We start from the raw sequence: 11,983 nt of genomic DNA, 5'->3' as shown, positions 1-11,983 counted from the left end.
ACGCGAGGTGAAGCGGCAGAACGCCCAGCGTGTCCCCCGGGACACCCTCCAGAAGCTGGACGAGGAGTGGAGCGGGACCCCGGCCCTCACCCCCATGAAGCGCAAGATGGTGGGCAACGCATGCGCACGGGCGCTCTATCGCCACCGCGACCGCCTCGGCCGGGTCGCGGCCGAGGTCCTCATCATGGACAACCAGGGCGCGCTGGTGGGCGCCACGCGGCGCACCTCGGACTACTGGCAGGGCGACGAGGCGAAGTGGCTCAAGGCGTTCAACGGGGGCCGGGGTGGGGAGCTACGCGAGAAGCCCTTCTTCGACGACTCCTCCCAGTCCTACGTCGTCCAGGTGTCCCTCCCGGTGAAGGACGGAGCCCGGGCCATCGGCGCCCTCACCGTGTCCCTCTCCCTGCTCGAACTCTGAAACCATGAACCTCTCCTTCCTGGGTGGCCTCAAGCTGCGGGGCCGCATCACCCTCTCCGTGGTCCTGCTGTCGGCCCTGTTCCTCCTGTCATTCACGGTGCTGGGCCTCGCCTTCACCCGGCGCACGCTGTCGCGGCAGATCCACGCCACGCTGCGAGTAGAGGCCGAGGGCCTCAAGGACCTGGTGGAGCGGACCCTCGCCGAGCGCGAGGCGAACGTGCGCGGCTGGTCCGAGGACGCCATCCTGCGCGGGGCGCTGCTCTTCGACACCTACGACAAGAGCGACGTGGTGCTCGCGGGGCTGGTGAAGCGCCATCCCTCCATCAGCGGTTTCGTCCTCTTCGACGAGCAGGGCCGCGCCGTCTCCGCCAGCTCGGGAGCGCTGCTCAAGACCTTCCAGGGCCGCGAGCGCGAGGTGAGTCAGTCCGCCTGGTACCAGGCGGCGCGCGAGGGGCGCTTCACCGACGCGCTCTCCTCCGAAAAGGACTCCGCCTTCGGCCGGCGGGTGATGCCGCTGGCCGCGCCCGTGCTCAGCCCGCTGAGCGGTGCCCGCATCGGCGTGCTGCTCGCCGCGTACAACTGGAGCCAGGTGGGTGACGTGGTGAGGGCCTCGATGCAGCGGGCCCATCAGCGCTCGCAGGGCAGCTTCTCCCTGGAGGTGCGGCGCGCGGATGGCTCTCTCATCTTCGACTCGCGCCCCGCCGATGCTCCTCCCCTCTCCCGGCCCGTCTCCGAGGAAGCCATCAACGGCACGGACGTGCAGGACGTGGGAGACGGCTGGCACTTCGTGGCGCGGGTGGACGCGGCCGAGGTCTACGCCCCCATGAGGCAGGCGGCGACGATCGCCTTCGGGCTGCTCACCCTCTTCCTGGCGCTGACCGTCGTGGGCGCGTGGTGGCTGGCGCGAGGCATCGCCCGCCCCATCACCGCCTTGAGCGAGGTGGTGACGCGCGTCATCCAGGAGGGGGACTTCTCCCACCGGGTGGAGGTGCACTCCCAGGACGAGGTGGGGGAGCTGGCCAAGGCCTTCTCGCGAATGATGGACCACCTGCGCGACACCACGTCCAGCCTCCAGCAGGGCACGCGCGTGCTCACCGAGGCCGTGGCCGAGCTGAACCAGGCGGCCGAGGAGCAGGAGCGCAACCTCTCGCGCCAGGCGGCCGCCCTCCAGGAGACGCAGGTCACCGCGCAGGAGATCCGGCAGACCTCGCAGATGGCGGCGGATCGCTCACAGTCCGTGCTGGAGGTGGCGGCCCGGGCCGAGGAGGTGGGCCTCGCGGGCGAGGCGAAGGTGGCCGCCAGCCACGAGGGCCTCCAGGAGTTGCACACGAAGGTGGGCCGACTGGCCGCCAACATCGCCTCCCTCGGCGAGCGCACCCAGCAGATTGGCGACATCGCCCAGGCGGTGAAGGATCTGGCGGATCAGTCGAACATGCTGGCGCTCAACGCGGCCATCGAGGCCGTGCGCTCGGGCGAGCACGGCAAGGGCTTCTCCGTGGTGGCCCGGGAGATCCGCAGTCTGGCGGACCAGTCCATCGACTCCACCGAGCGGGTGCGGGAGATCCTCGACGACGTCCGTCACTCCATCCAGGCCACGGTGACGATGACCGAGAAGGGCCAGCAGCAGATGGAGCAGGGGCTCGAGCAGGTGCGGGCCAGCGGCGAGAGTCTCCGGGCGCTGACGTCCATCGTGCGGGACAACGCCGGGGCGGCGCGGCAGATCGTCGTCGCGGTGAACCAGCAGAACGCGGGCATCTCGCAGATCTTCACCGCGGTGACGGACCTGTCCTCGCTGATGGACGACACGATGCAGGGACTCCAGGCCACCACCCGGGCCACGCACAAGCTGCGCGAGGCGGCCGAGCGCATGGAGTCGGTGGCGCGCACCTACCGGGTGTAGCGCCTCAGTCTTCCTTGAGGCGCGCGGTGGGCGGAGGCCCGGGCAGCGGGGGGAACTTCGGATTGCGCTCGGGCTCGGAGGCGCGCACGTAGTGCGGCTCCAGGGCGAAGAGCGCCTCCAGTGACTGCGTCTCGGGGAAGCGCACCAGGTGCGCCAGCGCCACCGCTGAGGGGAAGGAGGGCGCCCCCAGCAGCCGCGCGGGCGCCACGCCATGGGACTCCAGCGCGGCGCGGTAGTCGGACACGGCGGGCCCCAGGACGAGCGCCTCCGGCTCGGCGGCCAGTCGCGCGGCCACCTCCTCCGGGCTCATCGCCTCCTCGGGGCCCAGCGCCTCCACCGTGTTGCCCACGCGCCGGTAGCGCCCGAGGTAGAGGTCATCCTTGCGTGCCACCGCGAGGGCGAAGAGGGGCGGGCCCTCGGGGCCCTCCAGGGCCACGGCCGCGAGGGAGGAAGCTCCGGCCACCTTCAAGCCCGCCGCGTACGCCAACCCCTTCAGGCAGGACAGGCCGATGCGCAGCCCGGTGAAGGAGCCCGGGCCCAGGCCGATGGCCATGCCCTCCAGGGACTTGAGCGCCACCCCGTGGCGCGCGAGCAGCTCGCCGACGATGCCGGGCAGCACCTCGCTCTGCTTCCTCGGCGGCGCCACCACCACGTGCTCGAGGACGCGCACGCCCTCCCCTTCCCGCTCCACGAGGGCCAGCGACAGCGTGAGGGTGGAGGTGTCGAGCGCGAGGAACATGCGAGGCTTCTACCCCGCCCGGTCCGCGCAGCGGTAGAGGCGAACCCGGGCGATCCCCTTGTCCAGCATGTCGAGTTGTTTGGCCGCGGCGAGCGACACGTCCACCACGCGCCCTTGGACGAAGGGTCCCCGGTCGTTGACGCGCACCTCCACCGAGCGCCCGTTCTCCATGTTCACCACCCGGAGGCACGTGCCGAAGGGCAGCTTCTTGTGCGCGGCGGTGAGGTGCTTGGGGTTGAACTTCTCGCCGCTGGCGGTGGGCCGGCCAGCGAGTCCCGGGCCGTAGTAGGAGGCGAGCCCCTCCTCCAGGTATGCCCGCGCCGGGGCCCGGTCCTCCCTGGGAGCGGGCGTGGGACGGGTGGCGCGCGGCGCACAGCCCGCCAACAACCCCAGCCCCACCGTCACGCCCATGAGGAGCCGCCGCATCACGCCTCGCTCACCGGGTGATGTCGTTGAAGAAGGCCATGCCCATCAGCGCCACCAGGAGGATGAGGCCGACGACGTTGGCCATCTCGCGCACCCGCACCGGAATGGGGCGGCGGCGGATGCCCTCCCAGAAGGCGGAGAGCAGGTGGAAGCCATCGAGGATGGGAATGGGCAGCAGGTTCATCACTCCCAGGTTGATGGAGATGATGGCCATGAGGTTGAGGAAGTAGTCCAACCCCTGCTCCGTGCTCTTGGCGGCGAGCTGGTACATCATCACCGGCCCCCCCAGCGTCTTCGGCGACACCTGGCCGCTGAAGAGGCCGGCGATGACCTTCACCATCTGCCCGACGATCTTCGGGACGACGATGGCGGCCTCGCGCAGCGCCTCCAGGGGGCCGAGGTTCACCGTCACGGTGTCCACGGAGAGCAGCTCCGCCGAGGAGGGCAACCAGGGCCGGATGCCCAGCACGAGCGCGGAGGACTCCTGGCCGAACTCGTCCTTGCTGGTGAAGGAGGCCTGGGCGAGCGTCTGGGTGCGCACCTGCCCATCCCCCGCCGAGCGCCAGGAGAGCTGGAAGGGCTGGTCCTTCAACTTGCTGAGCTCCCCCATGAGGATGTTGAAGGAGCGCAGCGTCTCGCCGTTGTAGGAGAGGAGCTTGTCCCCCGCCCGGAGGCCGGCCTTGTCCGCCGCGCTCTGGGGGGTGACGGCGACCACGTACATGTCCGAGGGCTCCACGCCCAGCGCCGAGAAGCCATCCTCGCCCGGCTGCTTCGGCACCGTCACCTTGGTCACCGAGGGCACCCGTGCCATCACCGCGCCGGCCTCCAGCGACTGGAGGCGCTGCACGGTGACCTCCAGCGGCCCCTCCATCTTCACCACCTGCTCGTTGAGGGCGGCCTCATCCGGGATGTTCACCCCGTTGATGGACAGGATGCGGTCGAAGCTTTTCAGGCCCGCCTGCGCGGCCGCCGAGCCCGGCGCCACGCCCACCACGGCGGGCTTGCGGATGGGCTGGATGCCGATCTGCCCCCGCTCCACCGAGTCCACTGCATTGGACTCGACAATCTTGCGCGGCGTCACCTGGGTGGGGAACGTCTTGCCATCCCGCTCGACGGTGAGGGGGATGGGGCGCTCGAAGCGACCGACGAAGGCGTCGCGCAGTTCCTCGAAGGTCCGCACCTGCTCGCCCTCCACGGCGACGATGCGGTCTCCCGCGCGGATGCCGGCGGCGGCCGCGGGCATGGCCGGGTCCACGAAGCCCACCTTCGTGGAGGTGGCCTCGTGCGGGCCCACGAACACGAAGAAGTAGACGAGGATGGGGAAGACGAGGTTGAAGAGGGGCCCGGCCACCACGATGAGGGCGCGCTTCCAGGGCGCGGCGTTGAGGAAGCCCCGCGAGGCGTCCTCGGGGCTCAGCTCCTCGTGGGGCGAGTCCCCGGCCATCTTCACGTAGCCGCCCAGTGGCAGCAGGGCCACCTGGTACTCCGTTTCACCCTTGGTGAAGCCGAACAGCTTCGGCCCGAAACCAACGGAGAAGCGGATGACCTTCACCCCGCAGGCCTTGGCCAGCAGGAAGTGGCCCAGCTCGTGGACGGTCACGAGCACGCCGAGCAGGAGGATGAACAGACCGGGACCTTGAAGCATGGGCCCAACACTAACCGTGGGCCCCATGTCCGACAATGCGCAACGGGGCCCGCAGTCCTGCCGACCGGACAATCGGCGGCTGTTACGACAGCAACCCGCGGGCGAACGTGACGTAGACGAACACCAGGGGCGCGTTGAAGAGCAGCGCGTCGATGCGGTCCAGGATGCCGCCGTGCCCGGGGATGACGCGACCGGAATCCTTCACCCCGTAGGCCCGCTTGAGCATGGACTCGCACAGGTCCCCGATGGGCCCGAGGATGCCGCCGAACAGCCCGAGCAGCAGGCAGTCGGCCACGGTGAAGACGGGGAAGAAGAAGGCCCGGGCGATGAACATGCCGCCCACCGAGCCCACGAGGCCGCCCACGAAGCCCTCCCAGGTCTTGTTGGGGCTGACGGCCGGGTACAGCTTGTGGCGTCCCAGGAAGCGGCCGGCGAAGTAGGCGGCGGTGTCGTTGGCCCAGGTGATGACGAGCGCGGCGATGACCCAGGCCATTCCATCCGGCATCAGTCGAAGGGCGGACAGCGCGGTGAGCCCCACCGAGCCGTAGAGGAAGCCCATCACCAGGTGCGCCACGCGCGTGGGCCCCTCCTGAAGCGGCCCCCGGATGAGGTGGTAGGTGAAGGCGAAGAAGAGGAAGAAGGCCGTCACCCAGAAGGCCCCCTCCCCGGTGCGCGACGGATCGCGCAGGGGCAGGAAGGGCAGCAGACCGGCCAGCACCATGCCCACCCAGGCCGCCGGGGACAGCTCCTTCTGGGTGATGAGGTAATACTCGCTGGCGCAGATGGCCGCGGCCACGCCGAGCAGGCCCGCGCTGTACGGGCCCCCCAGGAAGAGCAGCACGAGGACGACCGGCAGCAAAATGAGCGCCGAGACACTCCGGATGACGAGGTTCTTGTTCTTCTCGTTCACGCCTTGGCCCGCTGGGAGTCCTCCCGCTTCAACTGCGCGGAAGTAAGGCCGAAGCGCCGCTCGCGGTGCTGGTACTGCGCCAGACAGCGCAGGAAGGCTTCGGTCCGGAAGTCCGGCCAGAGGACGTCGCTGAAGCAAAGCTCCGCGTACGCCATCTGCCAGAGGAGGAAGTTGGAGATGCGCTGCTCGCCGCTGGTGCGCACCACCAGGTCCAGCTGCGGCAGGCCGTTCGTCCACAGGTACGACTCGAAGCCCTTGGTGTCCAACTGCGCGGGCGACAGCTCGCCCTTGCTGGCGGCCTCGGCCACCCGGCGCGCGGCCTGCACCAGCTCCTCGCGCCCGCCGTAGGAGAGCGCCAGCGTCAGCACCATGCCGGTGTTGTGCGCCGAGTCCGCCCGCAGCCGGTCCAGCGGCTCCTTCACGAAGCGCGGCAGCTTGTCCACCTCGCCAATGGCGTTGAGGCGGATGCCGTTCTCGAGGATCTCCGTGCGCTCGCTCTCGAGGTACTCGCGCAGCAGGTCCATCAGCGCGGCGACCTCCTCGGCGGGGCGGGCCCAGTTCTGCGAGGAGAAGGCATAGAGGGTGAGGGCTTCCACCCCCACGCGCCGGGCACAGCGAGTCACCTCGCGAACACTGGCGGACCCCTCGCGGTGGCCCTCCTCGCGAGGCAGGCCGCGCATCTCCGCCCACCGCCCGTTGCCGTCCATGATGATCCCCACGTGGCGCGGTAGGGGCCGTTCCTGCACGAGTCGCTCGAGGGCAGTGAGAGAAGGAGGTGACACAGGGCGTTCCATGAGGCTGCGCAAGATAGAGGCCCCACCGGGCTACGTCCACGGGCGCGTGAAGGAGCGGTCGTCCCGCCCATCCGAGCGGTCGCCGCCGCGGGGGGAACGGCACCTGGCCCGAATCGCATCCCCGCTCGCCATTCCAGGGCAGTGAGTCTCAAACCTACCCCATCGCAGCTATCCGACTCCATGAGGAGTGGAAATAGGGGGTGTCCGGAGTCTCGGGCCTCGAGCCCCTCCGGTGCTCGGCAATGGACACCCCGCTGCATCCCGAGGGAGTTTGACCCCGACGCAACAGGGTATCTAGGATCTCCGACTTGATGCGTCCCAAGGTCATCGGTCCCTATCGCGTCCTCGAGACGCTCGGCAGTGGAGGCATCGGGACCGTGTACCGGGCGCTGGATGGCCGGACGAACGAAGCGGTGGCCGTCAAGTTGCTGTCGGGCGGCCCAGCCATGGACTCTCGGGCCGCGAAGCGATTGGTGCGCGAGTTCGAGACGCTGGTGGACCTGTCCCACCCCAATGTCGTGAAGGTGTACGACACGGGCGTCTACCAGAGCTCGCCCTACCTCGTCATGGAACTCATCGAGGGGCTGACGCTGCGGGACTACCTGACGCTGCGGAGCCAGGAGCTGGAGTCGGCGACGAGCTCATCCTCGGGCTCGGGTCTGTTCCAGCGCTCCGGGGGCGGGGTCTCGGCGGAGAGGGCCATGAGGAGCGGGGAGGCGGGCTCGGACGACGCGGGGCCCCTGTTCTTCGACATCTCGGCCTACAACGAGGAGTCGCCGAGCGACGACATGGGCTCGCTGCGCTTCGGGACGTCCGGCTCGGCGGCGGTGCTGCCGGTGCCGATGGACCCCTGGCTGGGCACGGACTCCGAGGAGCTGAACCCCCTGGACTTCGAGCTGCCGTACGACGTGGCGGGGCCGGGAGCGGAGCCGGTGAAGCGCGAGTCGGCGGCGCGGCTGGAGGAGCTGAACCGGCCGGAGCGGGTGTGCCGGTTGAAGGACTCGCTGCTCCAGGTGTGCGACGCACTGGCCTACATCCACGCGCACGGGCTGGTGCACCGGGACCTGAAGCCCTCCAACATCATGGTGGACGAGGACCGCCAGGTGCGGCTGATGGACTTCGGCCTGGCGAAGTTCCTGGCGGACGACACGGGGATGACGCTGGACGGGCGCATGGTGGGGACGTTCCGCTACATGCCGCCGGAGCAGATATTGGGCGAGCCCCTGGACGGACGGGCGGACCTCTATAGCCTGGGCGTCATCCTCTACGAGCTGATGAGCGGTCGGCCCCCTTTTGATGCGAAGTCCCCGGTGGACTTGTGGCACAAGGTGCTGGAAACCGAGCCCCCGCCCCTGCTGGCCATCAACCAGAGGGGAGATCCGCAGTTGGCCCGGGTGGCCCATCGCCTCATCCGAAAGGAGCCGGACGACCGGTTCCAGACGGCGGAGGAAGTGTACGAGGCACTCGCCGAGTGAGCACGACCGGAACGACGCACACGCTGGTGGTGGAGGAAGGCAAGGCGGGACAGCGGGTGGACCTCTTCATTGGAGAGGCCCTGGGACTGTCGCGGGCGAAGCTGAAGAAGCTCTTCGAGTCCGGCGCGGTGAAGGTGGACGGCCGGGCGGCGAAGAAGGGCCTGCTGGTGGCGGCCGGGCAGCGGCTCACGGTGGTGGTGCCGGAGGAGCGGCGCGAGGTGGTGCCAGAGCCGGAGGCGGCGCTGGCGGTGCTGCACGAGGACGAGGTGCTGGTCTTCGTGGACAAGCCCGCGGGCCGGCCCTCCCACCCGTTGCAGCCGGGAGAGACGGGGACGGTGGCGAACGCGCTGGTGGCGCGCCATCCGGAGTGCGCGGAGGCCTCGGAGGACGAGCGCGAGGGCGGGCTGTGCCATCGGCTGGACATCGAGACGTCCGGGGTGATGGTGGCGGCGCGGACGCGCGAGGCGTGGACGGCGGTGCGCGAGGCGTTCGGCGGGCGCGAGGTGGACAAGCGCTACTGGGCGCTGGTGACGGGGCCGCTGGCGGACGAGGGAGAGATCGACCTGCCGCTGCGCCACCACCCGAGGCACCCGGACCGGGTGGAGCCAGCGTTGGACGGAGGCGAGGGAGCGCGGGACGCTCACTCGGAGTTCCGGGTGCTGGAGCGCTCGGGGGAATACAGCCTGGTGGAGGTGCGCATCTTCACGGGAGTGCTGCACCAGGTTCGCGCGCACCTGGCGGCGGTGGGAGCCCCGCTGGTGGGAGACACGCTGTATGGAGGCCGCGAGGAGCCGGGCCTGGGCCGCTTCTTCCTGCATGCGAAGGCGCTGGGACTGACGCACCCGGTGACGAAGCAGCGGGTGCACGTGGAGAGCCCCCTGCCCCGAGAGTTGCTGGAGGTCCTCGAGCGCCACGCCCTGCCTGTCCCGTCGGGCGCTCCTCGCCCATGACCTTGATGACGAGCCGCGTGGGCCGCTGCCCATGGCTCGAACGTCAGAGGGGTCCCATAGAATGAGCTCAGCCATGCGAGCCATCATCCACGTGGACATGGACGCCTTCTATGCGTCGGTGGAGCAGCGGGACAACCCGGAGCTGCGGGGCAAGCCGTTGATTGTCGGCGGGGACGTCCGGCGCGGCGTGGTGGTGGCGGCCTCGTACGAGGTGCGCAAGTACGGGGTGCGCAGCGCGATGCCCATGGCTCGGGCGATGAAGATGGCGCCGCACGCGCTGGTGGTGAAGCCCCGGTTCAGCGCGTACAGCGAGGCGAGCGAGCAGGTGTTCTCCATCTTCGAGCGGTACACGCCGCTGATAGAGCCGCTGTCGCTGGACGAGGCCTTCCTGGACGTGACGGCGTCGGTGGGCCTGTTCGGAGCGCCGGCGGACATGGCGCGGCGGATCCGCAAGGAGATCTCCGTGGAGACGAGCCTGCCGTCGTCGGCGGGGATCGCCTCGGTGAAGTTCGTGGCGAAGATCGCCTCGGACGTGGCGAAGCCGAACGGTCAGCGGGAGGTGCGTGCGGAGGAGACGGTGGCGTTCCTCGCGGGGCTGCCGGTGGGAAGACTGTGGGGCGTGGGGCCGAAGACGGAGGAGGCGCTGAAGCGCTCGGGGCTGGAGACGATCGGCGACGTGGCGAAGCGGGACGTGGCGTGGATGGAGGCCCGGTGGGGCACCAGCGGGCGCCACCTGTGGGAGCTGGCCCATGGCATCGACCCTCGCGAGGTGGTCCCGGACCGCGAGGCCAAGAGCGTGGGGGCGGAGGACACCTTCGACGAGGACCTGTCGGGAATGGAGGCACTGAGCCCCCACGTGCACGCGCAGGCGCTCCGGGTGGGCCGCCGCCTGAGGAAGGCCGGAGTGAAGGGCCGGGTGGTGCAGCTCAAGTTGAAGTTCTCGGACTTCACGCTGATCACCCGGCGGCTCACCCTGCCCTCGCCGACGGATGACGGGCAGACGCTCTACCGGGTGGCGCGGGAGCTGCTGGAGAAGGCCCACGAGGACAAGCCAGTGCGGCTGACGGGGGTGTCCATGCAGGAACTGGGCACGGAGAGCGGCGGGGCCAGACAGCTCGGGCTGTTCACGGAGCCGGAGAAGCCGAAGCGGAGCGACAAGCTGAACGCGGCACTGGACAAGATCGCGGAGCGCTTCGGCTCGAAGGCGGTGATGCCGGCGGACATCGCGGGGAGCGACAGCGACGAGCCGGAGGCCGACGAACCGGAGCGCCCCCGAAAACCCAGACGTCCCAACTGAACCCTCGCCCTCCGGGAGAGGGGACGGGGGTGAGGGTCTCTCGCCCCCCGGGTCGCGCCTGTCAGCCCTGGTCGGACTCGGAATCCGGGTCGGAGCCGAAATCACCACCGGACTCGGGCCCGAAATCGGACTCCTCCCCGGAGTCGGACTCGGAATCAGCGTCGGAGTCGGACTCGGAGTCGGACTCCCCCGAGTCCGTGGCCTCGCCACCAGAGGCACTCGCCCCGGCCGGAGCCGCCGCGGAGGAAGCACCCTCCCCCGCCGCCCCGACCTTCCGACCCCCGCGACGCCGACGGCGCTTGCGCTTGCGCGGGCCTTCGCTCGCGGGGGCGCTGCCCTCGGAGGACTTCAGGGGAGGCAACTCCCCGCGCTTCCACGCCTCCAGCGCCTCGCGGTGCTTGCCGGAGGCCTCGACGGAGATCTCGAAGACGATCAGCGCGTCGTTGAAGAGCGGGTGGCGGCGGAAGGCCCCGGTGCGGCGGCGGCGCTCGCCGGTGAGGGTACGCTGGGCGATGAGGAGCAGCCGGCAGCGCTCGGCGATGCGACGCGGCAGGCGCGCGGTCTGGACGAACTCGGCGAGCAGGTCCTCGATGGCCTGGGCCACGGAGGGACGGCCAGCGGGATCCTGCGGCTCGATGATGGGGCCCGCCTCGGCGATGGGGACGAGCAGCGCGGCGAGCAGGATGGCGTCGTCCAGCGGCTCCCCGGAAGCGACACGCCGGTCGAGCGCCTCGGCATAGGCATAGAAGGACTCCTGACCGCGGCGACCGTTCTCCTTGAAGTAGGCGGCCACGGGGGGCAGGAGGAGCTTCACCGCGTCCAGGGCGGCGAGCAGCCGGAGGCTGGGGGCGGCCACCCCGCCACGGATGAGGCGGAAGGTCTCCTCCAGGAGCCGGGCGGGGGCGCAGCGAGGCAGGTCCTCGACGGCGCCTTCCATGGCGGCGTAGGTGCGCGACTCGATGTCCAGGCCCAGCTTGGAGGCGAAGCGCACGGCGCGGAGGATGCGGACGGGGTCCTCGCGCATGCGGATCTCGGGGTCGCCGATGGTCCGGATGTAGCGCTCGTCGAGGTCGCGCCGGCCCCGCACGTAGTCGATGACCTGGCCGCCGCCCTCTTCCGAAATGTCGTAGAAGAGGCCGTTGATGGTGAAATCGCGGCGGCGGGCGTCCTGCTCGGCGGTGCCGAAGACGTTGTCGTGGGTGATGAGGAGGTCCGGATTCTGGGACTCCTCGGCCTCGTTGCCCGCCTCCTCGCCATTCTCCCCGGCTTCACCGTTCTCGGGGCCCTCGACGTTGGAGGCGTCGAGCTCGGTGGGGTTGGCGCGGAAGGTGGAGACCTCGATGATCTTCCCGCCCTTGAAGTAGATGTGGGCGAGCCGGAAGCGCCGGCCGATGAGGCGGCAGTTGCGGAAGATGGCGCGCACCTCGCC

11 protein-coding genes are annotated in these 11,983 nt (G+C 70.1%); 5 read left to right on the top strand and 6 right to left on the bottom strand.

The genetic code is table 11. The annotated features are described in order from the left end of the window. The coding region (locus VF794_RS09945) for a hypothetical protein (protein WP_331109110.1) at positions 1-418 on the top strand (418 nt) is incomplete at its 5' end. 4 nt (positions 419-422) lie between these two features. Then, positions 423-2,318 (top strand): methyl-accepting chemotaxis protein, encoded by a 1,896-nt coding sequence (locus VF794_RS09940; RefSeq protein ID WP_331109108.1) that lies wholly within the window; start codon positions 423-425, stop codon positions 2,316-2,318. Between the two features lie 4 nt (positions 2,319-2,322). On the opposite strand, the gene tsaB is transcribed toward VF794_RS09940, so the two are convergent. From tsaB to VF794_RS09915, 5 genes are all read right to left on the bottom strand, one after another. After that, positions 2,323-3,057 carry a tRNA (adenosine(37)-N6)-threonylcarbamoyltransferase complex dimerization subunit type 1 TsaB gene (gene tsaB, locus VF794_RS09935; protein ID WP_331109106.1) on the bottom strand — a complete coding sequence of 245 codons (735 nt, stop codon included), beginning with the start codon at positions 3,055-3,057 and terminating at the stop codon, positions 2,323-2,325. Positions 3,058-3,066: 9 nt separating this feature from the next. Continuing rightward, entirely contained in the window at positions 3,067-3,483 is a 417-nt protein-coding gene (locus VF794_RS09930) for a septal ring lytic transglycosylase RlpA family protein (protein WP_331109104.1), read from the bottom strand. Positions 3,484-3,493: 10 nt separating this feature from the next. Next, on the bottom strand, positions 3,494-5,128 hold the full coding sequence (rseP, locus tag VF794_RS09925; RefSeq protein ID WP_331109102.1) for an RIP metalloprotease RseP: 1,635 nt from the start codon (positions 5,126-5,128) through the stop codon (positions 3,494-3,496). 82 nt (positions 5,129-5,210) lie between these two features. Then, a complete protein-coding gene (locus tag VF794_RS09920; protein WP_331109100.1) occupies positions 5,211-6,038 on the bottom strand; it encodes a phosphatidate cytidylyltransferase in 828 nt (275 codons plus the stop codon). Beyond that, on the bottom strand, positions 6,035-6,832 hold the full coding sequence (locus VF794_RS09915) for an isoprenyl transferase (RefSeq protein WP_331109099.1): 798 nt from the start codon (positions 6,830-6,832) through the stop codon (positions 6,035-6,037). The genes VF794_RS09920 and VF794_RS09915 overlap by 4 nt, the downstream gene beginning before the upstream one ends. Positions 6,833-7,143: 311 nt before the next feature. Here VF794_RS09915 and VF794_RS09910 point away from each other — a divergent pair, with 311 nt between their 5' ends. The 3 genes from VF794_RS09910 (at position 7,144) to VF794_RS09900 (ending at position 10,554) form a co-directional block, all read left to right on the top strand. Further along, on the top strand, positions 7,144-8,307 hold the full coding sequence (locus VF794_RS09910) for a serine/threonine-protein kinase (RefSeq protein WP_331109112.1): 1,164 nt from the start codon (positions 7,144-7,146) through the stop codon (positions 8,305-8,307). After that, the gene (locus VF794_RS09905) at positions 8,304-9,257 is read left to right on the top strand and encodes an RluA family pseudouridine synthase (protein WP_331109097.1); all 954 of its coding nucleotides are present in this window, start codon (positions 8,304-8,306) and stop codon (positions 9,255-9,257) included. Before VF794_RS09910 ends, VF794_RS09905 begins: the two co-directional genes overlap by 4 nt. 73 nt (positions 9,258-9,330) lie before the next feature. Then, on the top strand, positions 9,331-10,554 hold the full coding sequence (locus VF794_RS09900; RefSeq protein ID WP_331109095.1) for a DNA polymerase IV: 1,224 nt from the start codon (positions 9,331-9,333) through the stop codon (positions 10,552-10,554). Between the two features lie 61 nt (positions 10,555-10,615). Here the strand turns inward: VF794_RS09900 and VF794_RS09895 are convergent. Then, positions 10,616-11,983 (bottom strand): poly(A) polymerase (locus VF794_RS09895; RefSeq protein ID WP_331109093.1); only part of this gene is annotated, 1,368 nt, incomplete at its 5' end.

The organism is Archangium sp. (assembly GCF_036389735.1).
GTDB lineage: Bacteria > Myxococcota > Myxococcia > Myxococcales > Myxococcaceae > Archangium.
The sequence above is the reverse complement of the archived record's forward strand: the minus strand, read 5'-3'. Positions and strand labels throughout refer to the sequence as shown.

Coding starts and splice junctions, on each gene's coding strand:
- VF794_RS09940 (WP_331109108.1), top strand. CDS start 423: ATGAACCTCTCCTTCCTGGGTGGCCTCAAGCTGCGGGGCCGCATCACC.
- tsaB (WP_331109106.1), bottom strand. CDS start 3,057: ATGTTCCTCGCGCTCGACACCTCCACCCTCACGCTGTCGCTGGCCCTC.
- VF794_RS09930 (WP_331109104.1), bottom strand. CDS start 3,483: ATGCGGCGGCTCCTCATGGGCGTGACGGTGGGGCTGGGGTTGTTGGCG.
- rseP (WP_331109102.1), bottom strand. CDS start 5,128: ATGCTTCAAGGTCCCGGTCTGTTCATCCTCCTGCTCGGCGTGCTCGTG.
- VF794_RS09915 (WP_331109099.1), bottom strand. CDS start 6,832: ATGGAACGCCCTGTGTCACCTCCTTCTCTCACTGCCCTCGAGCGACTC.
- VF794_RS09910 (WP_331109112.1), top strand. CDS start 7,144: ATGCGTCCCAAGGTCATCGGTCCCTATCGCGTCCTCGAGACGCTCGGC.
- VF794_RS09900 (WP_331109095.1), top strand. CDS start 9,331: ATGCGAGCCATCATCCACGTGGACATGGACGCCTTCTATGCGTCGGTG.